The organism is Salinarimonas sp. (assembly GCF_040111675.1).
GTDB lineage: Bacteria > Pseudomonadota > Alphaproteobacteria > Rhizobiales > Beijerinckiaceae > Salinarimonas.
The window spans coordinates 634,085-654,279 of record NZ_CP157794.1; the positions used below are offsets into that span (position 1 = coordinate 634,085).

General features: G+C 71.1%; 18 protein-coding genes. 3 read left to right on the plus strand and 15 right to left on the minus strand.

The annotated features are described in order from the left end of the window. Positions 1 to 67: 67 nt before the first annotated feature. Positions 68 to 724: a hypothetical protein gene (locus ABL310_RS02865; protein ID WP_349370212.1), complete on the plus strand. Its 657-nt coding sequence runs from the start codon at positions 68 to 70 to the stop codon at positions 722 to 724. Between the two features lie 37 nt (positions 725 to 761). On the opposite strand, the gene ABL310_RS02870 is transcribed toward ABL310_RS02865, so the two are convergent. Together ABL310_RS02870 and ABL310_RS02875 are read right to left on the minus strand one after the other, a co-directional pair. Continuing rightward, on the minus strand, positions 762 to 980 hold the full coding sequence (locus ABL310_RS02870) for a hypothetical protein (RefSeq protein WP_349370213.1): 219 nt from the start codon (positions 978 to 980) through the stop codon (positions 762 to 764). A gap of 60 nt (positions 981 to 1,040) precedes the next feature. Next, positions 1,041 to 2,405 (minus strand): sigma-54 dependent transcriptional regulator, encoded by a 1,365-nt coding sequence (locus ABL310_RS02875; protein WP_349370214.1) that lies wholly within the window; start codon positions 2,403 to 2,405, stop codon positions 1,041 to 1,043. Between the two features lie 254 nt (positions 2,406 to 2,659). On the opposite strand from ABL310_RS02875, the gene ABL310_RS02880 reads away from it, so the two are divergent. Continuing rightward, positions 2,660 to 3,865, plus strand: a complete 1,206-nt coding sequence (locus ABL310_RS02880; RefSeq protein WP_349367535.1) for an IS110 family transposase — start codon at positions 2,660 to 2,662, stop codon at positions 3,863 to 3,865. Positions 3,866 to 3,891: 26 nt separating this feature from the next. On the opposite strand, the gene ABL310_RS02885 is transcribed toward ABL310_RS02880, so the two are convergent. The 13 genes from ABL310_RS02885 to ABL310_RS02945 form a co-directional block, all read right to left on the minus strand. Next, positions 3,892 to 5,364 (minus strand): HAMP domain-containing sensor histidine kinase, encoded by a 1,473-nt coding sequence (locus tag ABL310_RS02885; RefSeq protein ID WP_349370215.1) that lies wholly within the window; start codon positions 5,362 to 5,364, stop codon positions 3,892 to 3,894. Between the two features lie 42 nt (positions 5,365 to 5,406). After that, the gene (mnhG, locus tag ABL310_RS02890) at positions 5,407 to 6,654 is read right to left on the minus strand and encodes a monovalent cation/H(+) antiporter subunit G (RefSeq protein WP_349370216.1); all 1,248 of its coding nucleotides are present in this window, start codon (positions 6,652 to 6,654) and stop codon (positions 5,407 to 5,409) included. Then, positions 6,651 to 6,944, minus strand: coding sequence for a monovalent cation/H+ antiporter complex subunit F (locus ABL310_RS02895; protein WP_349370217.1), 294 nt, complete (start codon positions 6,942 to 6,944; stop codon positions 6,651 to 6,653). Before ABL310_RS02895 ends, mnhG begins: the two co-directional genes overlap by 4 nt. Next, on the minus strand, positions 6,941 to 7,285 hold the full coding sequence (locus ABL310_RS02900) for a Na+/H+ antiporter subunit E (RefSeq protein ID WP_349370218.1): 345 nt from the start codon (positions 7,283 to 7,285) through the stop codon (positions 6,941 to 6,943). Before ABL310_RS02900 ends, ABL310_RS02895 begins: the two co-directional genes overlap by 4 nt. After that, a complete protein-coding gene (locus ABL310_RS02905; RefSeq protein WP_349370219.1) occupies positions 7,282 to 8,844 on the minus strand; it encodes a Na+/H+ antiporter subunit D in 1,563 nt (520 codons plus the stop codon). The genes ABL310_RS02900 and ABL310_RS02905 overlap by 4 nt, the downstream gene beginning before the upstream one ends. Continuing rightward, entirely contained in the window at positions 8,837 to 9,232 is a 396-nt protein-coding gene (locus tag ABL310_RS02910; protein ID WP_349370220.1) for an NADH-quinone oxidoreductase subunit K, read from the minus strand. Before ABL310_RS02910 ends, ABL310_RS02905 begins: the two co-directional genes overlap by 8 nt. Next, on the minus strand, positions 9,229 to 9,636 hold the full coding sequence (locus ABL310_RS02915) for an MnhB domain-containing protein (RefSeq protein ID WP_349370221.1): 408 nt from the start codon (positions 9,634 to 9,636) through the stop codon (positions 9,229 to 9,231). The genes ABL310_RS02910 and ABL310_RS02915 overlap by 4 nt, the downstream gene beginning before the upstream one ends. Before the next feature lie 3 nt (positions 9,637 to 9,639). After that, positions 9,640 to 11,964 carry a hydrogen gas-evolving membrane-bound hydrogenase subunit E gene (gene mbhE / locus ABL310_RS02920; protein ID WP_349370222.1) on the minus strand — a complete coding sequence of 775 codons (2,325 nt, stop codon included), beginning with the start codon at positions 11,962 to 11,964 and terminating at the stop codon, positions 9,640 to 9,642. Positions 11,965 to 12,366: 402 nt separating this feature from the next. Beyond that, the gene (locus ABL310_RS02925; protein WP_349367334.1) at positions 12,367 to 13,575 is read right to left on the minus strand and encodes an IS256 family transposase; all 1,209 of its coding nucleotides are present in this window, start codon (positions 13,573 to 13,575) and stop codon (positions 12,367 to 12,369) included. Positions 13,576 to 13,798: 223 nt separating this feature from the next. Beyond that, positions 13,799 to 15,445, minus strand: coding sequence for an ABC transporter ATP-binding protein (locus ABL310_RS02930; protein WP_349370223.1), 1,647 nt, complete (start codon positions 15,443 to 15,445; stop codon positions 13,799 to 13,801). A gap of 1 nt (position 15,446) precedes the next feature. Then, complete coding sequence (locus tag ABL310_RS02935) at positions 15,447 to 16,601, minus strand: ABC transporter permease subunit (RefSeq protein ID WP_349370224.1); 1,155 nt, start codon at positions 16,599 to 16,601, stop codon at positions 15,447 to 15,449. An 11-nt stretch (positions 16,602 to 16,612) separates the two neighbouring features. After that, positions 16,613 to 17,533: an ABC transporter permease subunit gene (locus tag ABL310_RS02940; protein WP_349370225.1), complete on the minus strand. Its 921-nt coding sequence runs from the start codon at positions 17,531 to 17,533 to the stop codon at positions 16,613 to 16,615. 147 nt (positions 17,534 to 17,680) lie between these two features. Then, a complete protein-coding gene (locus ABL310_RS02945; protein ID WP_349370226.1) occupies positions 17,681 to 19,282 on the minus strand; it encodes a peptide ABC transporter substrate-binding protein in 1,602 nt (533 codons plus the stop codon). Positions 19,283 to 19,489: 207 nt separating this feature from the next. On the opposite strand from ABL310_RS02945, the gene ABL310_RS02950 reads away from it, so the two are divergent. Beyond that, positions 19,490 to 20,176 (plus strand): O-methyltransferase, encoded by a 687-nt coding sequence (locus ABL310_RS02950; protein WP_349370227.1) that lies wholly within the window; start codon positions 19,490 to 19,492, stop codon positions 20,174 to 20,176. Positions 20,177 to 20,195: the final 19 nt, after the last annotated feature.

The window sequence follows — 20,195 nt, forward strand, 5'->3', positions numbered from 1 at the left end:
CTTCGCATTCGTTCGGGCGCGGCGCGCGACGCCGCTCTCCCCTTCACGACAGCGAAAGAGGACGACCATGCCCATTCGCACCTCCCTCGCGAGCGCGCTGCCGCTCGCGGCGCTCCTGCTCGCCGGCCCGGCCGCGGCGCAGGACCAGATGCAGATGCTCGGCGAGGACCAGGTCCGCGACTTCCTGAGCGGCCTCTCCGAGGACGTCCGCCAGGCGGTCGAGACCCGCGACGCGCAGCAGATCCGGCAATGGACCCAGGAGACCATCGCCGACGGCGCGGTCTTCATGGTGTCGAGCGAGGTCTATCGCGACGACGAGCGCACCGCCTTCTCCGTGGCCAATCTCGACAAGGAGGACCTGCTCGCGCTCCAGGGCTTCGGCCTCTCCTCGATGATGGACCAGGGCGGCCCGCAGCTGCAGGACGTCTCCTGGGAGATCGAGGTCGAGGAGGTCAGGCCGATCGGCCCCAACGCCGCGACCGTGGCGACGCGCATCACCGAGAGCGCGACGATCGCCGCGCCGGACGGCCAGGCGATGGCGCAGGCGGGCGAGACGCAGGCCGGCCAGGCGCAGGACGTGCAGGCGACGGGCGCGATCCGGGGCGCGCGCTTCGAATCCACCTCCGACTGCCACCACCTGATCCAGCGCGCGCCGGACGGCGAGAGGCTGCAGATCGGCATGACCACCTGCCAGTCCCGCATCGACATGATGCTGCGGCAGTGACCCGCCGCGGGGGCGCGTTCCCCGCGAGCGCGCCTCCTCACCCGGCGACGCCGAGGATCGCGCCGATCAGCGCGATCAGGACGAAGGCGATCAGGCCGCCGAAGAACAGGGCCCGGCGCGTGGGCGTGTTGAGGATGATCTCGCCCTGGCGCGCCCGCTCGGCCGAATACTCCCGCGGCCGATCGGGGCGGGGCGTCTCGTCGCGGGCCTCGTCGCGGGTCTCGTCGTTCGTCTGGTCGTCGCGCGGCGTCGTCATCGGCGGCCTCGATCCTTTCGGTTTCGAGGCCAACGGCCGCGCCGGGCGCCGGGTTTCGGATCAGCGCGGCTCGGGGGAGATCCCGAGCCGGCGCATCTTCTCCCACAGGGTGGTGCGCGAGACGCCGAGCCGCGCCGCGGTCTCCTGGATGCCGTGGTCGGTGGCGCGCAGCACCGATTCGATGTGCGCCTTCTCCGCCGCCTCGCGGACCTCGGCCAGGGTGAGCCCCGCCGGCTCCGCCCCCGACGCGCCGCCCGGCGCCGACGCGCCGAGCTTCGCGTCCGGGAAAATGTCGGTGGGGCCGAGCGTGTCGCCTTCGGCCAGCGCGACGGCGCGCTCCATCCGGTTCTTCAGTTCGCGCACGTTGCCCGGCCAGTCGTAGGCCATCGCCGCCGCGATGGCGTCCGGCGAGACCACGAGCCGCGTCCCGCGCAGGCGCGGGCCGGCCTCGGCGACGAAGCTCTCGAGCAGCGGCGCGATCTCGGCCGGGCGCTCGCGCAAGGCCGGCACGCGCACGCTCACCACGTTGATGCGGTACCAGAGATCCTCGCGGAAGGCGCGGCGCGCCACCTCGGCCTCGAGGTCGCGATGGGTGGCGCACACCAGCCGCGCCGAGAAGGCGATCGGCTTCACCCCGCCCACCCGCAGGAACTCGCGCTCCTGCACGAGGCGGAGCAGCTTCGCCTGGAGGGCGGCGTCGAGCTCGCCGATCTCGTCGAGGAAGAGCGTCCCCTCGCCGGCGGTCTCGGCGAGGCCGATCCGGCGCTCGTGCGCGCCGGTGAAGGCGCCCTTCTCGTGGCCGAACAGCGCGCTGTCGACGAGCTCGGGGGCGAGCGCGGCGCAGTTCACGGCGAGGAACGGTTCCTCTCGCCGCCGGCTCGTCGCGTGCAGGAAGCGCGCGGCGACCTCCTTGCCGGTCCCGGTCTCGCCGGTGAGGAGCACCGGCAGGTCGACGTCGGCGACGCGCTCCAGCGTGCGCCGCGTCGCGGCGGTGGCGGGGGAGAGGCCGAAGGAGGCGAAACGGTCCGTGGGCGCGGCGGGCGCGGGTCCCTCGCCGCCGCGGCCGGCGGCGGCGGCGAGCTTGTCCACCACCTCGTCGAGCTCGAAGGGCTTCGTCACGTAGTCGCGCGCGCCCATGCGCACGAGGCGCACCGCCTGGTCGATGCCGCCATAGGCCGTCATGAAGATCGTCGGCACCGCGCCGGCGCGGGCGAAGACGTCGCGCATCAGGCTCTCGCCGTCGCCGTCCGGCAGGCGGATGTCGCAGATGGCGGCGTCGGGGATCTGCCGGGCGATGGCCGCCAGCGCCTCGGCCGCGGACTTCGCCCAGCGCACGTGCCAGCCCTCGAGGGCGAGGCGCTGCTCCAGGGACCGGCCCAGGATCTCGTCGTCCTCGATGACGAGGATCAGCCCGCGCTCGCTCATTGGTGCACCTTCGGGCTGGCGGATGCGGAGCCGCGGAGCGGCGTAGTATTCGCCAGCCCGAGCGCCTGCCGCGACGGCCGGCGTCGCTTGCCCTTCGAGGGCCCGTATGAGACCCGCCGCGCGGCAGGTGCCGGGAGGACCGGACGGACCACGGGGTGTAGCGCCTGAGCCTGCCAGCCGGAGCGCCTTCCAATGAGCGATCCGCACGACCTCCCGGCTCGGGTGAGGGTACACCGAACCGGGAGACGTCGCCTATGCCTTTCACTGTTGGTTTCGACTGGGGCGGCGCGGGCCATGCGGCCTGCGTCCTCGACGAGACGGGTGCGGTCCGCGCACGCCTCGACGTCCCGCACACCGCCGCCGGCCTCGCCAAGCTCGTGGCCGCGCTCGCGCGCATCGCGCCCGTCGGCGAGATGCCGGTGGCGATCGAGCGCCCGTCCGGCCTCGTCGTCGACACGCTCGTCGCCGCCGGCCATCCGGTCGTGCCGATCCACCCGAACGTCGTGAAGGCCTGCCGTCCGCGCTATCGCGCCGCCGGCGGCAAGTCCGATACGGGTGACGCCTACATGCTCGCCGATATCCTGCGCACCGACGGGCATCGCTTCGCCCCGCTGCGCCAGGCCTCCGACGCGGTCAAGGCGCTGCGCGCCCTCGTGCGCGGGCGCGACGACCTCGTCGCCACGCGCGTCGGCCTCGCAAACCAGCTGCGCAGCCTGCTCGAAAGCTTCTGGCCGGGCGCCGCCGCGATCTTCGCCGACGTCGACAGCCCCGTCGCCCTCGCCTTCCTCGCCCGCTACCCCACGCCCGAGAGCGCCGCACGACTCGGCGAGAAGCGCATGGCCGCCTTCATGGCCCAGGCCCGCTACAGCGGCCGCCGCAGCGCCGCCGAGCTCCTCGCCCGCCTGCGCGCCGCGCCGATCGGCCTCGCCGGCCGGGACGAGAGCGAGGCCAAGGGCGAGATCGTGCGCGCCCTCGTCGTCGCCCTCGAGCGCATCGTCGCCGCGATCCGCGACCTCACCGCCCGCATCGAGCACGACGTCGCCGAGCTGCCCGACGGCCGCATCGTCATGTCCTTCCCGCGCGCCGGCCGCATCAACGCCGCCCAGATCCTCGCCGAGATCGGCGACGACCGCGCGCGCTTCCAGACCGCAGACCAGCTCGCCGCGGAGGCCGGCGTCTGCCCCGTCACCCACGCCTCCGGAAAAAGCAGGGGCGTCGTCTTCCGATGGGCCTGCAATCACCGTCTGCGCGCCGCCCTCACCTGCTTCGCCGACAACTCCCGCCATGCCTCCCCCTGGGCCGCCGACGTCTACATGCGGGCCAGGCAGCGCGGATGCAGTCACCCCCACGCCGTCCGTATCCTGGCACGCGCCTGGATCCGCATCCTCTGGCATGCCTGGCGAGATCGAGCCGAATACGAACCCGCACGCCATCTCGCCGCGCAAAAATGCGCCGCGTAGAAAAACAGAGGTGGACACGGGGTGTCTCATGCCGCCGTCTCCGTACCCGTCGCGCTCTCGTCCGCCGGGCCGACCGGCAGGCGCACGATCACCCGCGTACCCTCGCCGGTGCGGCTCTCGACCCGGATCTGCCCGCCGAGATCGTCGAGGAGGCGCGTGACCATCCACAGCCCCAGCCCCTTCCCGCGACCCTTGCCGCGGCCTTCGCCCCGGGTCACCGGCGTCGTCGTGCGGCCGTCCGCGACGAAGGCGAGGACGTCGGCGGGCATGCCGCCGCCGGAATCGGCGACGGTGAAGCCGGTCGTGCCCGGCTCCTGCGCGACGGAGAGGCCGACCCGGCCGTTCTCGGGGGAGGCCTTGCAGGCGTTGAGCAGGAGGTTGAGGAGGACCTGCCTGAGCGCGTCCGCGTCCGCCGCGATCGGGCGCATGGCCTCGACGTCCCAGTCGAGCGCGATGTGCCGCCGGCGCGCCTCGGGCGCGACGAGGAGCTGGATGTCGAGCAGGTCCTCGCGGGAGAAGCGCATGCGCCCCGGCGCCGGGCGATAGGTCGAGAGCATGGCGTCGGCGACGCGCTCGATGGAGCGCAGGCCGCGCTCGATCAGGTCGAGCGTGTCGGCGCGCACCTCCGGCTTGTCGCCGAAGCGGCGCAGCGTCGAGACGCCGTTGAGGAGGCCCGCGAGGGGGTTGCGCACCTCGTGGGCGAGGCCGGCCGCGAGCTTGGCCAGCAGCGCGTCGCGCTCCTTCTCGCCGAGATCGGCGAGCGCCTGGTTGCGGGCCTCCTCCGCCGCGAGGCGCTTCGAGATGGCGTCGCGCAGGCGCGCGACCTCGGCGCTCGCGGGCTTCGCGGCGCCGTTCGCCGCGCCGGCCCCGGCGACCTCGCGGGCGAGCGCGTCGAGGGGCGCCACCGCGCGCCGGGTGAGGGCGAAGGTGAGGAGCGCGGCCAGCGTCGCGAGCCCGATGTCGATGACGATGGCCCAGGCCTCGTCGCGCGAGAGCTCGGCCGCGATGTCGCTGGCGTCGAGGGCGGCGACGAGCTCGAGCCGGGCGTCCTCCACCGCGAAGGCCCGCGCCACGATGGCGCGCACGCCGGGCTCGGCGCGGGTGAAGAGCGTCGCGCCCGGCGGCGCCTCGGCGATGGCGGCGAGGGCGCGGGCCATGTCCTCCCCGCCGGGCTCGCCGTGGGAGACGGAGCGCAGGACGCCGTCCGGGCCGCGCCAGCGGGCGACGAGGCTCTCCTCGACCAGCGTCTCGCGAATGGCGAGCGGATCGTCGAGGAGGGCTGCGAGGGCGTCCTCGCCCTCGTCGAGGCGCGGGGCGACGACGCCGGCGAGCGCGTTCAGGAAGATCGTCGCCTTGGCCTCGAGCGCGCGGATCTCCCGGCTCTCGAGGATGGCGAGGCCGACCTGCGTCGTGCCGACCGCCACGACGAACATGGTGATCGACACGCCGAGCGGCAGGAGCAGCGTCAGCGGCCAGCGGCGGGAGGAGGCGATGCGCATGGCGCCGTTCTACCAGCCCGCCGCGTCGCTGTCGCGGCCTCGTCAGACCAGCACGTCGCCGCGCCAGCCGGGGATGAGCGCGTCCTGCCAGAAGCCGCCGTAGGCGCAGGCCCGCTTGGGCAGGTCCGGCATCACCACCGCGGCCGCGTCGGCGTAGCGCGCGGGGAGCATGGCGCCCTTGGTCGCCTTCGGCCGGTGGACGTGCGTGACCGCGGCGCGGGCGTCCGCCGCCACGGCGGCGAGGGCGTCGATCTGCTCGCGGCTCGCCGGGCCGACGACGGTGACGGTCTCGACCGGCCACAGCCGCGTGTTCAACGCCCAGGCGGCGAGGCGCTGGGCGCGCCGCGAGCCGTCGTGCACGACCGCGATCCGCTTGCGCGCCGCGTCCTCCTCGCAGCCGACGAACAGGGTCGGGCCCTCGTGCTTGCGGGCCACCATGAACAGCTTGTCGGCGAGGCGCTCCTCGAACACGGGCAGCGTCACGCCCGCGCCGTGATGGCACCAGCCGTCGGCGGGCAGCACGAGCAGCTCCCGCCCCTCGGCGGAGAGCGCCGGGATCAGCGCGAGCGGATCGCCCTCCTCGTAGGCCAGCGCCAGCGGATGGGGGCTGCCGTCGGTCTCCCGGCGCATCTCCTCGATGGCGGAGGCGAGCTTCGTGCGGATGACGTCGCGGGCGTCCGGGACGCGGGCGCTCTCGACGCAGTCGCGGTCGATCACGGCCACCGCGGTGAGCGGGGCTCGGCGAGGGCCGGCGAGCTTCAGGGCGCGGCGGGTGACGAGGCCGGCATGCGGCGCGATCACGGCGAAGCGCACGCCGTCGAAGCCCGAATCGTAGGGCTCCTCCTCGAGCGCGGCGACGGCGTCGCGCAGCCGCTCCGGCGGCGGGGCCGGGACCGCGGTCTCGGCCGCGGCGACGGGGGAGGGGGCGACGAAGCCCAGCAGCGTGCGCTCCTCGAGCGGCTGCGTCGCGCGCGGCAGCACGCCGGCGAGCGCGTCCTCCCGCGAGCGCAGGGGCGCGCCGGAGACGTAGGCGGCGCGGCCGAGCAGGTGGCCCGCCACAGGCATCGTGCCGATCAGGAAGATCAGCGTCAGGAAGGCCACGATGGTCGCGTCCATCGAGCCCTTGGTCAGCATCACGCCGAGAAGGACGAGGCCGGCGCCGAGCGTGCCGGCCTTGGTCGCGGCGTGCATGCGCTGGAACGGGTCCTCGAAGCGCAGGACGCCGATGGTCGCGACGACGAGGAAGCCCGTGCCGACGAGCTTGAGGGCGAGAGCGAGGAGGGCGGTCATGACGTCTCCCTTTCCTTCTTCTCGAGGAAGGCCGCGAAGGCGATGGTCGCGACGAAGGCGATGAGCGCGAGGCCCAGCCCCACGTCCAGGAATTCCCGCCGCCCGGTGACGACGGCGGTGAGCGCGCAGGCCGCGACCGCGATGCCGGTGAGCATGTCGAGCGCGACGAAGCGGTCGGCGTAGCCGGGCCCGACGATCATGCGGAAGGCGGCGCCCGCGATGGCGAGCGCGAGCACCACCGTGAGCGCGAGCGCGACGGTGGTGACGGCGGCGTCGAGTGTCTCGATCATCCCTCGATCCTCCTGATCAGCCGCTCGAACGTGCCCTTGATGTCCGCGACGACGGCGTCGGCGGAGGGGCTGTCGAGGACGTGGACGTAGAGCGTGTCCCGGCTCTCCGAGACGTGCAGCGAGGTGGTGCCCGGCGTGAGCGTCACCAGGTTCGCCAGCGTCGCGATGCCGAGATCGGTCTTGAGCGCGATCGGCACCGCGACCACGGCGGGCTGGACCGCCATCTTCGGCGACAGCACCGCGCCGGCGACGCGAGTCGCCGACTTCACGAGCTCGACCAGGAAGGTCACGAGCAGCTGCGCGAAGGCGACGATCCGGGAGGGGGAGAGGAGGAAGCTCATTCGACGGCTCCTTCGACGGGCGGGATGGTCCCCGGCAGACTCGTCTCGGCGGCCTGCACCGGCGCCTCTCCGGGGAAGACGGCGGCGATGTAGTCGGCGGGGTCGACGAGGATGGCGCTGGCGCTGCGGGCGTACTCGACGAAGGGATCGGCGAAGAGGCCGATCGTCAGCGTCACCGCGCCGAGCAGGACGATCGGCACGACGAAGGCGACCGGCACCGTGCGCGGCGCGGCGCGCACGAGGACGGGCTTCTTCCAGAAGGCCTCCATCCAGATCTTCGACATCGAGAACAGCGTCAGCGCGCCGACGAGGAGCGCCACGGCGGCGAGCCACCAGACCTCCTCGCGCAAGCTCGCGTCGATGACGAGGAACTTCGCCCAGAAGCCCGAGAGCGGCGGCAGGCCGGCGAGCGAAAGCGCCGGGATCAGGAACAGCACCGCGAGCCAGGGGTGGGACTTGAGCAGGCCCCCCGCCTTGCGCAGGTCGTCGGTCCCCGCCGCCTTGCGGATCGCGCCCGCGAGCAGGAACAGGTTCGCCTTCACGATGATGTGGTGGACGATGTAGAAGACCGCGCCGGCGATGGCGACGGGCGTCGCGATGGCGAGCCCCATCAGCATGTAGCCGATCTGGCTGATGATGTGGAAGGACAGGATCCGGCGCACGTTCCACTGGATCGCCGCGCCGAACACGCCGGTGATCATCGTCAGCGCCGCGACGACGGCGACGATCTCGCGCAGGCCCCCGCCCTCCATCTCGAACATGAGCGTGAAGACGCGGAAGGCCGCGTAGACGCCGACCTTGGTGAGCAGCCCCGCGAACAGGGCCGAGATCGCGATCGGCGCGGTGTGGTAGCTCGCCGGCAGCCAGAAGAAGAGCGGGAAGACGCCCGCCTTGATGCCGAAGGCGGCGAGGAACAAGAGCGCCGAGGCGGTCAGCCCGGGCGACATCTCCATCTGCGGCAGGATGCGCGCGAGATCGGCCATGTTCAGCGTGCCGGTCGCGCCGTAGAGCAGCGCCACCGCGATCAGGAAGAGGATCGTGCCGAACAGGTTCATGGCGGCGTATTTCAGCGCGCCGTCGATCTGCGCCCGCCCGCGCTGGACCACCAGCAGGCCGAGCGTGGTGATCAGCATCACCTCGAACCAGACGTACAGGTTGAAGATGTCGCCGGTGAGGAAGGCGCCGTTCACGCCCGCGATCAGCCCGTGGAAGAGCGGGTGGAAGCCGTTGCGCTCGTGCCGCGGGCGGATGTCGGAGAGCGCGAAGATCCCCACCGCGAAGGCGAGCACGCCCGAGATCGCGATCATCGCCGCAGACAGCGGATCGGCCACGAAGGTGATGCCGAAGGGCGCGGCCCAGTCGCCGAACTGCTTGGCGATCACGCCCTCGCCCATCACCGCGGCGGTGAGCGCGAGCGAGGCGACGAGCAGCAGCGTGAGGCTCGCCATCCCGATCCAGCGCTGCGCCGCCGGGCTGCGCCACAGCGCGGCCGTGATCGCGGCGGTCGCGATCGGGATCAGGACCGGCCAGAGGACGAGGAGGGTGGCGGCGTCAGCCATGGTTCTTCACCGGCGTGGAAAGAGGAAGGTCCGGGGCGCCGAGGCGCTCGGCGTCCTGCATCTCGCGCACGTCGAGCGTGCCGAGGCTGCGATAGGCCTTGAGCGCCAGCGCGATCGCGAAGGCGGTGAGCGCGAAGCCGATGACGATGGCGGTGAGCACCAGCGCCTGCGGCAGGGAGTTCGCGGCGTCGGCCGCGAGCGCGTCCGCGCCCTGGGGGATCACCGGCGGCGTGGTCGCGCCGATGCGGCCCGAGAAGAAGATCAGGAAGATCGCGCCGTTGGTCAGCAGCGTGAGCCCCAGGATCATGCGCACCGCGTGGCGCGAGAGCATCATGTAGAGGCCGCAGCCGACATAGGCCGCGATGGTGAGCGCGTAGACCAGCGTCATGCCGGGTCCTCCTCGTAGAGCCGGAACATGAAGGAGAGGACCCCGCCGACGACGACCATGTAGACGCCGAGGTCGAAGACGATCGTGGTGCCGAGCTTGACGCCCGCGAGCGAGCCCCACTGGTGGGTGAGGAAGGACGCGTCCGTGACGATGCCCGGCACGCCGGAGACGAAGGCGAGGGCGAGGCCGAGCCCCATCACCACGACGGGGTGCAGCACGAGCGTGCGCCGCGCCGTCTCGACGCCGGCGGCGAGCATCAGCGTCGCGAAGCCGGCCGCGCCGACGAGGCCGCCGATGAAGCCGCCGCCGGGCTCGTTGTGGCCGCGCAGCAGCACCCAGACCGAGCCGGCGAGCATGATGGCGAAGAAGATCCGCGCCACCGCGGTGAGGATGAGGGAGCGCATGGATCAGACCTCCTTGCGGGGGCGCTTCGCCGACGCGCCCGTGCGCAGCAGCGCCCAGGCGCCGAGCGCCGCGAAGGCGACGACCGCGATCTCGCCGAACGTGTCGAGGGCGCGGAAATCGACGAGGATGACGTTGACGACGTTGCGGCCGAAGCCCTCCGGCACCGAGGTGACGGCGAAGTACTCGGTCAGCTCCGGGTTGAAGGGCTTGGCCGCGATCCACAGCGTCGCGACGAGCACGCAGGCCGCGAAGGCGGCCGACACGGCCCCGTCGAGCCAGCGCTCGCCCCGGGTGCGCGAGGACCTCGCCACGATCGGCAGCTTGAGCAGCACCGCCATCACGATGACGACGAACAGCGTCTCGACCGAGAACTGGGTCAGCGCCAGGTCCGGTCCGCCGTTGAGCAGGAAGACCAGCGCCAGCCCGTAGCCCGACAGGCCCACCGCCACGATCGCCGAGACGAGCGAGGGCACGGCGGCCGCGACGACGCAGCCCGCGACGATCAGCGCGCAGACGACGAGGAGATAGGGCCGCACCGGCTCGCCCGCGACCGCCGGCAGCAGCGGTCCCTCGCCGACGAGGAGCCCGTAGGCGAGGAGGCCCGTGACCGAGGCCGACACGACGGCCGCGTAGATCCGCAGGTCCCCGTTCTGGAGCACCTTCGTCGACCAGCGGGCCAGCGCCATCGTGCGGTCGAGCACGAGGTCGTAGCCGCGATCGAGGAAGACCTCGTCGAACGCGCGCCGGCGGCGCAGCGCGACGTGGATCGGGTCCCAGAACCAGGCCAGCGTGACGCCGAGCGCGACGACGAGGCCCGAGAGCGCCAGCATCGGCGTGAAGCCGTGCCAGAGCTTGAACGACACCTCGAACGGCGCCCCCGCGATGGCGATCGCGGCCGGCGTGATCAGCGCGTAGGCGACGAGCGAGGGCACGAGGCCGAAGGCGACGCCCGTGACCGCGAGCAGGATCGGGCCGACGATCATCCCCGGCTGCTCGCCGTGCTCGACCTCGAACGGCTTCTTCGCCCGCCCGAAGAAGGGCTTGAGCGCGAGCACGCCGGCCACCGCCACCATCACCGCGTTGACGAGGACGCCGATGATCACGGCGATCGTGTCCAGCGAGGATTCGAGCTTGGCCTCGAACAGGTACTCCTTCGAGATGAAGCCGATGAAGGGCGGCAGGCCCGCCATCGAGAACGAGGCGAGGACCGTCGCCGCCGCGGTCAGCGGCAGGAGCTTCGCGAGGCCGCCGAGCGCGCGCAGCCGCGTTTCGTGGGTCGCGTGGATGACGATGCCCGCGCAGAAGAACAGCGTCGCCTTGTAGAGCGCGTGCGCCAGGATGAAGCCGACCACCGCCACCGACGAGACCGGCCCGTCGAGCCCGATCAGCATGACGAGCGTGCCGAGCGAGGCCACCGTCGAGTAGGCGAGCACGGCCTTGAGCTCGATGGCGCGCAGCGCCTGCACCGCGGCGATGAGCATGGTCAGCCCGCCGAAGGCGACGAGCGTCGCGCCGACCCAGGGCGCGCCGGCGAAGACCGGGTCGAGCCGCGCCAGCAGGTAGACGCCGAGCTTCACCATGGTGGCCGAGTGCAGGTAGGCCGAGGCCGGGGTGGGCGCCTTCATGGCGTTGGGCAGCCAGAAGTGGAAGGGGAACTGCGCCGACTTGGTGAAGGCGCCGATCAGCACGCAGGCCACGATCGCCGGCAGGAGCGGGCTCTCGAGCACCGGCGCCGGGTTCGCGGTGATGGCCGCGAGCGAGAAGGTGCCGGCCTCGACGCCGATCAGGATGATGCCGGCCAGCAGCGCCAGCCCGCCGCCCGCGGTGACCAGGAGCGACTGGAGCGCGGCCTTGCGCGCCTTCTCGTCCTCGCTCTGGAAGCCGACGAGGAGGAACGAGAGCAGGCTCGTCATCTCCCAGAACACGAACAGCGAGACGAGGTTGTCCGCGGAGACCGTGGCCAGCATCGCCGTCATGAACATCAGGATGTAGAAGAGGAACTGCGCCCGCGCGAAGGGCGGCTTTCCGCTCATGTAGGACGACGCGTAGAGCGTCACGAACGTCCCGATGCCGGTGATGAGCAGCGCGAAGAGCAGCGAGAAGCCGTCCAGCCGGAAGGTCAGGTCGATGCCGAGCGAGGGCACCCACGAGACGACATCGACGATCGGCGCCACGCCGACCGCGCCGATCTGCGCGAAGAAGTAGGCGAAGAGCGCGGCGGGCAGCGCCGCGGCGATCCAGCCGCCGGCGGCCCCGGTCCGCGCCACGACGAAGGGCGCGGCGATCGAGCCGGCGAGGCTGACGAGAAGGACGGTCGAGAGGTCCACGAGCAGAGCTCCTCCGTGAATTCACGGATGGCGTCTGCAGGGGGCGTGCCAGATGGCTAAGGGGTTGATTTCGCTGGGGTTCAGGTTCGCTTTACCATAGGGGCGTCCAGGTTTCCGGACGCCGGTTCGCCGCCGACGTTCGGATTTCCGGACGTGGGGTCTCGGCTCGCGGGGTGACGCGTACCACTCCTGTCATCCCCGGCCGGAGCGCCGTCAGGCGCGCAGGGGACCCAGCGCGAAAAGCGCGCCGCAGGCGCGCCGCATGCCGCCGACCAGGCGGCTGGTCGAGTTACGTCCAGTGTTTTCTGCAAAAGCGTGGCGGTTTGGCGCGCCGGTGGGGTTCGGGGGCGGGGCGAGCGCTGGCTCCTCAATAGCAGGGCGCTCGCCCCGCCCCAGCCGCCGTTAGGCGGCTTCTGCGCGGTCCAGCTGCCGCATCTGTTCCTTCTTGTGCTCGGCCAGGTGGCTCATGTTGAGGTAGCGCGTGCCCTCCAGCCAGTTTTCGTGGATCTCGACCGCCAGCGCGCGGACGAGGCGCAGGCAGGCCGCGTCGTCGGGGAAGATGCGCACCACCGTCGTGCGGCGCTTGATCTCCTGGTTGAAGCGCTCGAGCATGTTCGTGGACTTCAGATGCTTATGGTGCTGGCGCGGCAGCCGGTAGAAGGTCAGCGTCTCCTCGACGTTGTCCTCGACCCACTGCGTCAGCTTCGGGTACTTGTCCTGCCACTTGTTCAGCCAGCGGGCGAGATCCTGGCGGACCTCGGCGAGGTCGCGCCGGTCGTAGAACCAGCGCAGCTCCTGCAGGCAGTCGTCGTCGTGCTTGCGCGGCACGTGGTCGAGAGCGTTACGCAGGAAGTGCACGTAGCAGCGTTGCCAGGCCGCGTCGGTGAGCGTCTCCGTCACCGCGCGCTTGAGCCCCTCGTGATCGTCCGAGACCACGAACTCCACGCCCGACAGCCCCCGCGCCTTCAGCCCGAGCAGGAAGTCCCGCCAGCTCGAGCGGCTCTCCCGGTTGGCGAGCTCGACGCCCAGCACGTTGCGCCGCCCCTCCCCGTCGATCCCGATCGCGACCAGCACGGCCCGGCTCTGGATCCCGATCTCGCGGACCTTCTCGTAGCGCGCGTCCAGGATCAGGTAGGGATAGGCCTCCGTCAGCGGCCGGCGCGCGAACGCCTCCAGCTCCGCGTCCATACGCTTGTTGATCGCGCTGATCGCCGAGGCCGAGAAGGAGTGTCCGCACAGCTCCTCGGTGATCGCCTTGACCTTGCGCGTCGAGACCCCCTGCACGTACATCTGCGCCAGCGCGCCCACCAGCGCCTTCTCCGAGCGCTGGTAGCGCTCGAACAGCTGCGTCGAGAACAGCCCGTGCCGATCCTGCGGCACCCGCAGCTCCAGCGTCCCGACCCGCGTCACCAGCGAGCGCGTGTAGTAGCCCGCACGGTAGCCCCGGCGCCCCTCCGTCCGCTCGCTCTTCTCCGCGTTCAGCACCGCCGTCATCTCCGCCTCCAGCGTCGCCTCCACGATCGCTTGAACCATCCGCGGCAGATAATCCTCGTCCCGCGACAGCAGCGCCTGGACATCCAACGTGACGGACTTACCCTTCTCTCCGGTCATGGCATGCACCCTCCAGGGGTCGGTGACTTCAGACATCACCAGCGTGCCATGACCGCCGATCTTAGCATCGGATTTTTGCAGAAGACACAGTACGCGACCGCTGGTCGCCGCCGAATGCGCCGCTTCGCGGCGAGAGTCCTTGCGCTTCCGTCCCCTTCCCCTCCGGTCGCTTCGCGACCTCCGGCCGGGGATGACAGGGGTGATGCTCCACGTAGAACCGCGTTCATCCCCCCTGCGCGACCCGCCGTGCGGCTTCGTGAAAATTCGCCGTCGAGAACGCCGCGTCCATCAGGCTTCGCGTGTAGTCGCTGCGGGGGCGCTCGAAGATCAGCTCGGTCGGGCCTTCCTCCACCACCTGTCCGGACTTCATCACCACGACGTAGTCCGACATGGCGCGCACCACGGCGAGGTCGTGGCTGATGAAGAGGTAGGCGAGGCCGTAGCGCTCCTGGATGTCGCGCAGGAGCTCGACGATCTGCTTCTGCACCGAGCGGTCGAGCGCCGAGGTCGGCTCGTCGAGGACGATCACGCGGGGCTTCAGGATCACCGCGCGGGCGATGGCGATGCGCTGGCGCTGGCCGCCGGAGAATTCGTGCGGGTAGCGGTTGCGCATGGCCGGGTCGAGGCCGACCTCGCGCAGGGCCTCGACGGCGCGCCGGTCGCGCTCCTTGCCCGGGAGGCCGGGCTCGTGGACGAGGAGGCCTTCCGTGATGATCTGGCCCACCGTCATGCGCGGCGAGAGCGAGCCGAACGGGTCCTGGAAGACGAGCTGGAGCTGCTTTCGCAGGGGCCGCATGTCGGCCTTCGTCGCCGCCGAGACGTCCCGGCCCATGAAGACGACGCGGCCCTCGCTCGGCAGGAGCCGAAGCAGCGCGCGCCCGAGCGTCGACTTGCCCGAGCCGGATTCGCCGACGATCCCGATCGTCTGGCCCTCCTGGAGGCGCACCGAGACGTCGTCGACCGCCTTCAGCACGTGCGGCGGGCCCTTCAGGAAGCCGCCGCCGATCTCGAACTGCACCCGCACCCGGTCGCCCGAGAGCGCCACCGGCGCGTCGGGGTTCGGGGGGAGCTTCTCGCCGGTGGGCTCGGCCTCGATCAGCATCCTCGTGTAGGGGTGCTGCGGGTTCGCGAACACCACCTGCGCGCCCCCGCTTTCCACCACCTCGCCGCGGCGCATGACGTAGACCCGGTCGGCGAAGCGCCGCACGATGCCGAGATCGTGGGTGATGAACACGATCGCCATGCCGCGCTCGCGCTGGAGGTCGGCGAGCAGCGTCAGGATCTGCGCCTGGACGGTGACGTCGAGCGCCGTCGTCGGCTCGTCGGCGATGAGGAGGTCCGGATCGTTGGAGAGCGCCATCGCGATCATCACGCGCTGGCGCTGGCCGCCGGAGAGCTCGTGCGGGTAGGAATCGATCCGCCGCCGCGGGTCGGGGATGCCGACGCGGTCGAGGAGCGCGATCGCCTTCTCGCGGGCCTCCTTCTTCGAGAGCCCGCGATGGTGGATCATCGGCTCGGCCAGCTGGCGCCCGATCCGGTAGAGCGGATCGAGCGAGGTCATCGGCTCCTGGAAGATCATGGTGATCTTGTCGCCGCGCACCTCGTTCAGCTCGCGCTCGCGCATGGCGAGGAGGTCCCGCCCGCGATAGAGCGCCGAGCCCGCGGCGCGGCCGTTCGAGGCGAGGAGGCCCATGGCCGCCATCATCGACTGGCTCTTGCCAGAGCCCGATTCGCCGACGATCGCCACCGTCTCGCCGCGGGCGACGTCGAAATCGACGCCGCGCACGGCCTCGATCAGCCCGTCGTTGGTCTCGAACGCGACCGTGAGGCCGCGCACCGTGAGGACCGGGTCCTTGCTCGCGACGTTCATGTCAGCGGTCCCTCGGATCGAGCGCGTCGCGCAGGCCGTCGCCCAGGAAGTTGAGCGCGAACAGGATCGCGATCAGCGTCAGCGCGGGGAAGACGAGCATCCAGGTGGCGCTCTGCATGTTGGCGGCGCCCTCCGAGATCAAGACGCCCAGCGAGGTGAGCGGCTCCTGCACGCCGAGCCCCAGGAAGGAGAGGAAGCTCTCGAGCAGGATCACCTTCGGCACGAGCAGCGTGAGATAGACGACGACGGGTCCCAGCGTGTTCGGCACGATGTGCCGGCGCAGGATGCCGGTGTTCTTCACGCCGAGCGCCTCCGCCGCCTGGACGAATTCCTGGCGCTTCAGCGAGAGCGTCTGCCCGCGCACGATGCGGGCCATGTCGAGCCATTCGATGGCGCCCACCGCGAGGAACATCAGGATGAAGTTCCGCCCGAAGAACACCACCAGCAGGATGACGAAGAAGATGAACGGCAGCGAGTAGAGGATGTCGACGAAGCGCATCATCACCGCGTCGATCCGCCCGCCGAGGAAGCCCGCCGTCGCCCCGTAGAGCACGCCGATGGCGAGCGCGGTGAGCGAGGCGAGCAGCCCGATGGACAGCGAGATGCGCACGCCGATCATGGTGCGCGAGAACAGGTCGCGGCCGTTGGCGTCGGTGCCGAAGAAGAAGTACAGCCGGTTCACGTCCGCCACCATCACCGCCTGCGTCTCGTCGGCGGAGACGTCGACGAGACGCGCGTTGGCGAACAGGTCCGAGCGGTCGACGTAGCGGGTGAAGCGCGGGTCGATGCCGCGCTCGCTGGTGATCGGGGCGGAGACGGTCTCGCCCTCCACCGTGACCTCGCCGATGGTGACCCGGGCGCGGCGCAGGGCGCTCTCGAACTCGGGGACGATGTTCTCGGCTCGCGGATAGGGCTCCAGGCTCGCCGGGACGCGGACGTATTGCGGGTAGACCTCGTCGTAGGGGTTGGGCGCCAGGGCCGGGCCGAAGATCGCCACGAAGGCGAAGAACAGGAGCACGATCGCGCTCGCCACGGCGGCGCGGTTCTTGCGCAGGCGGATCCAGGCGTCGCCCCAGAGCGAGCGCGGCGGGCCGCTGTCCTCGAGCTGGCGTTCCAGATCGTCGGAGGAGGCGGCGGGGTCGAGGCGCATCTGCATGACGCTCTCCCTCAGCTCTCGTAGCGCACGCGCGGGTCGAGCACCGCATAGGCGATGTCGACGAGCAGGTTGAAGATCACGACGAAGAGCGCGATGACGATGACGGTGCCCATCACCAGCGTGTAGTCGCGCGCGAGCGCGCCCTGGACGAAGTAGCGGCCGATCCCGGGTATGCCGAAGATGGTCTCGACCACGACCGAGCCCGTCAGCAGAGCCGCCGCGGCGGGGCCGAGATAGGACACGACGGGCAGGATCGCGGCGCGCAGCGTGTGGGTGATCACGACGACCCGCGTCGGCAGGCCGTAGGCGCGGGCCGTGCGCACGTGGTTCGAGCGAAGCGCCTCGATCGTCGCGCCGCGGGTGAGGCGGGCGATGATGGCGATCTGCGGCAGAGCCAGGGTGACGACGGGCAGCACCATGTGCGCCGGCGTGCCCCAGCCGCCAGCGGGCAGCCAGCCCATCCAGACGCCGAAGAGCAGCGAGAGCACCGGCGCCACGACGAAGTTCGGGATGGTGATGCCGAAGGTGGCGATGCCCACCACCGCGTAGTCCGCACCCTTGTTCTGGCGCAGCGCCGCGATCACGCCGAGCGTCGCGCCGACGAGGAGCGCCAGCAGCAGCGCCAGCGCCCCGAGCTGCACCGAGACGGGCAGTCCCAGCCGGAACAGGTCGGCGACCGAGAAGTCGCGACGGGTGAAGCTCGGCCCGAAATCGCCCTGGAGCACGTTGCCCAGATAGAGCACGTATTGCTGCCAGAGCGGCTTGTCCAAGTTGAAGGCCGCGTTGATGTTCTGCATGATCAACGGGTCGATCGGCCGCTCGAGGTCGAACGGACCGCCCGGCGCGGCGCGGATCATGAAGAAGGCGACCGTGACGATGATGAAGATCGTGGGGATGGCGCCGGCGAGGCGCCGGAGCACGAAGCCGATCATGGCGGTGTCCTGATTACGGCAATTCTGCGCCGACGCACGGGACGCAGACGGGTTCCCCGCCGCGCACGCTCCCGCGGCGTCCTGCCGCGGTGAGGCCCGCGCGCGAGAGCGCCGCGCGCGGGCCGGTCGTCATGGAGGAGGCGCGTCTCACTGCTGGAGCGAGAGGAAGCGCGTTCCGTGGACGTTCATGATGTTGTCCTCCCAGCCCTCGAGATTCGGGGAGACGAGCGCCTTGGACGTGTAGAACAGGATCGGGATCGCCGGCACGTTCTCGAGGAACAGCCGCTCGGCCTCGGCCAGGATCTCGGCGCGGGCCTGCAGATCGGTCTCCTGCTCGGCCCGCTCCATCAGCGCGTCGTACTCCTCGTTCGACCAGCGCGGATAGTTGAAGCCGAGGTTGTCCGACTCGTAGAGGAAGAGGAAGTTCTGCGGATCGTTGTAGTCGCCGATCCAGCCGGCGCGGGCGACGTCGAACTCGCCGTCCTCGCGCAGGTAGTTGAAGTAGGTGGCGCCTTCCATCTCGGTGATGGTCGTCTCGATGCCGATGTTGCGCAGCATCTCGGAGACCGCCGTCATGGTGTTGCGGTTGTTCTCCGAGGTGTTGTAGCGCAGGTCCACCGTGAGCTCGCCCTCCTCGATGCCGGCCTCTGCGAGGAGCTCCTTGGCGCGGTCCTCGCGGTCGAGGATGTCGTCCTCGGCGTAGGAGAGCTGCGGCGGGGTCTCGACGTAGTTGTTGGTGCCGGGCGGCACCAGCGAGTAGGCCGGCACCATCGTGCCCTGCCAGATCTCCTCGGCGAGGAAGACGCGGTCGATGGCGAGCGACATCGCCTCGCGCACGCGCGGATCGCCGAGCACGTCCTTGGTGGTCTTCACCGGCAGGTAGTAGGTGCCGAGATAGGGCGCGACGCGGACCTGGTCGCCCAGGCGCGCGCGCAGCTCGTCGATCTGCTCGGAGGGCAGGTCGGAGCAGGACTGCACCTCGCCCGCCTCGAAGCGGCGCACGCAGGTGGCGCGCTCCTCGAAGGGGATGTAGTTGACCACGTCGATCTGGACGTTCTCGGCGTCGTGGAAGTTCTCGTTCTTGCGCAGCACGATCCGGTCGTTGGGGACGAAGGATTCGAGCGTGTAGGCGCCGTTGGTGACGATGTTCTCGGGCCGGGTGAAGGCGTCCCCGTGCTCCTCGACCGAGGCCTGGTGCAGCGGCAGGCCGGTCTGGTGCGTGAGCAGCTCGACGAAGTAGGGCGTCGCCTGCTCGAGCGTGATCTCGAGCGTCTTGTCGTCGATCGCCCGGGCGCCGAGCTCCTCCTTGGGCATGTCGCCCGTGTTGATCGCCTCGGCGTTCGCGATCGGGTAGAGGATGTTGGCGTAGCCCGCGGCGGTGGCCGGGTCCTGGATGCGGCGCAACGCGAAGACGAAGTCCTGCGCGGTGACGGGGTCGCCGTTCGACCAGCGCGCGTCCTCGCGCAGCTTGAACGTGTAGACCGTGCCGTCCTCCGTCACCTCCCAGCTCTCCGCGGCGCCGGGGACCACCTCGGCCTCGTTGTCGTACACGACCAGTCCCTCGTACAGGTCGCGCAGGATGTGCGCTTCCGCGACCGTCGAGGTCTTGTGCTGGTCGAGCGACGACGGGTCGGTGTCGTTGCCGCGGTTGTAGACGACCTCCTGGGCGAGGGCCGGGCCGCCCGCCACGCCGAGAGCCGTGGCCAGCGCGACCGACAGCGCGCCCGCCTTGAGCATGGTCTTGATCATGAGCGATGTGTCTCCCTGCTGCCGTTCACGGCAGATGGCTCCGTCTCCCGCGACGGATTACATGTAAACTATCTGGTGCCGTGGCGACCCGCAAGCGTGGCCGTTGTGTAACGAACCACGGCCGGTCGCGCTTGGCCACGCTTGCTTTCCCGGTCGCGACGGGTGACACCTCCGCCAATCCCGCGCCCGGCCGGAGGAGGCCCGATCATGTCCGAAACCGCAGGCGAAGCCACCTGGCAGGACGTCGACGCCTATGTCGAGGAGCGGCTCGGCATCGTCGACCCCGCGCTCGCCATGGCGCTTGCCGCGAACCGCGAGGCGGGGCTGCCGACCATCGACGTCTCGCCGGCGCACGGGCGGATGCTGGAGATCGTCGCGCGCATGGTGTCGGCGCGGCGCGTGCTGGAGATCGGGACGCTCGGCGGCTACTCCACCATCTGCCTCGCCCGCGGCCTCGCCGAGGGCGGGCGCGTCGTCACGCTGGAGGCGGACCCGAAGCATGCGGAGGTCGCGCGCGCGAACCTCGCCCGCGCCGGGCTCGCCGAGCGCGTGGAGATCCGGATGGGCAAGGCGCTCGACACCCTGCCGGCGCTCGAGGCCGAGGGCGCGGGACCGTTCGACCTCGTCTTCGCGGACGCCGACAAGCGCTCCAACCCCGACTATCTGGCCTGGGCCGTGCGGCTCGGGCGACCCGGGACGGCGATCGTCATCGACAACGTGATCCGCGACGGGCGGGTCCTCGACGCGCACACGGCCGACGCCGACATCGCGGGCACGCGCGCCCTGTTCGACGCGCTCGCCGCCGAGCGGCGGCTCACGGCCACCGCCGTGCAGACGGTGGGATCCAAGGGATACGACGGCTTCGTGCTGGCGATCCTCGGCGGAGGCTGCTAGGCCTCCCGCATCGCGAGGC

Bases quoted from the DNA above. Each gene is read 5' to 3' on its own strand.
- ABL310_RS02865 (WP_349370212.1), top strand. From the start codon at position 68: ATGCCCATTCGCACCTCCCTCGCGAGCGCGCTGCCGCTCGCGGCGCTC.
- ABL310_RS02870 (WP_349370213.1), bottom strand. From the start codon at position 980: ATGACGACGCCGCGCGACGACCAGACGAACGACGAGACCCGCGACGAG.
- ABL310_RS02875 (WP_349370214.1), bottom strand. From the start codon at position 2,405: ATGAGCGAGCGCGGGCTGATCCTCGTCATCGAGGACGACGAGATCCTG.
- ABL310_RS02880 (WP_349367535.1), top strand. From the start codon at position 2,660: ATGCCTTTCACTGTTGGTTTCGACTGGGGCGGCGCGGGCCATGCGGCC.
- ABL310_RS02885 (WP_349370215.1), bottom strand. From the start codon at position 5,364: ATGCGCATCGCCTCCTCCCGCCGCTGGCCGCTGACGCTGCTCCTGCCG.
- mnhG (WP_349370216.1), bottom strand. From the start codon at position 6,654: ATGACCGCCCTCCTCGCTCTCGCCCTCAAGCTCGTCGGCACGGGCTTC.
- ABL310_RS02895 (WP_349370217.1), bottom strand. From the start codon at position 6,944: ATGATCGAGACACTCGACGCCGCCGTCACCACCGTCGCGCTCGCGCTC.
- ABL310_RS02900 (WP_349370218.1), bottom strand. From the start codon at position 7,285: ATGAGCTTCCTCCTCTCCCCCTCCCGGATCGTCGCCTTCGCGCAGCTG.
- ABL310_RS02905 (WP_349370219.1), bottom strand. From the start codon at position 8,844: ATGGCTGACGCCGCCACCCTCCTCGTCCTCTGGCCGGTCCTGATCCCG.
- ABL310_RS02910 (WP_349370220.1), bottom strand. From the start codon at position 9,232: ATGACGCTGGTCTACGCGCTCACCATCGCGGCCTATGTCGGCTGCGGC.
- ABL310_RS02915 (WP_349370221.1), bottom strand. From the start codon at position 9,636: ATGCGCTCCCTCATCCTCACCGCGGTGGCGCGGATCTTCTTCGCCATC.
- ABL310_RS02925 (WP_349367334.1), bottom strand. From the start codon at position 13,575: ATGACCGGAGAGAAGGGTAAGTCCGTCACGTTGGATGTCCAGGCGCTG.
- ABL310_RS02930 (WP_349370223.1), bottom strand. From the start codon at position 15,445: ATGAACGTCGCGAGCAAGGACCCGGTCCTCACGGTGCGCGGCCTCACG.
- ABL310_RS02935 (WP_349370224.1), bottom strand. From the start codon at position 16,601: ATGCAGATGCGCCTCGACCCCGCCGCCTCCTCCGACGATCTGGAACGC.
- ABL310_RS02940 (WP_349370225.1), bottom strand. From the start codon at position 17,533: ATGATCGGCTTCGTGCTCCGGCGCCTCGCCGGCGCCATCCCCACGATC.
- ABL310_RS02945 (WP_349370226.1), bottom strand. From the start codon at position 19,282: ATGATCAAGACCATGCTCAAGGCGGGCGCGCTGTCGGTCGCGCTGGCC.
- ABL310_RS02950 (WP_349370227.1), top strand. From the start codon at position 19,490: ATGTCCGAAACCGCAGGCGAAGCCACCTGGCAGGACGTCGACGCCTAT.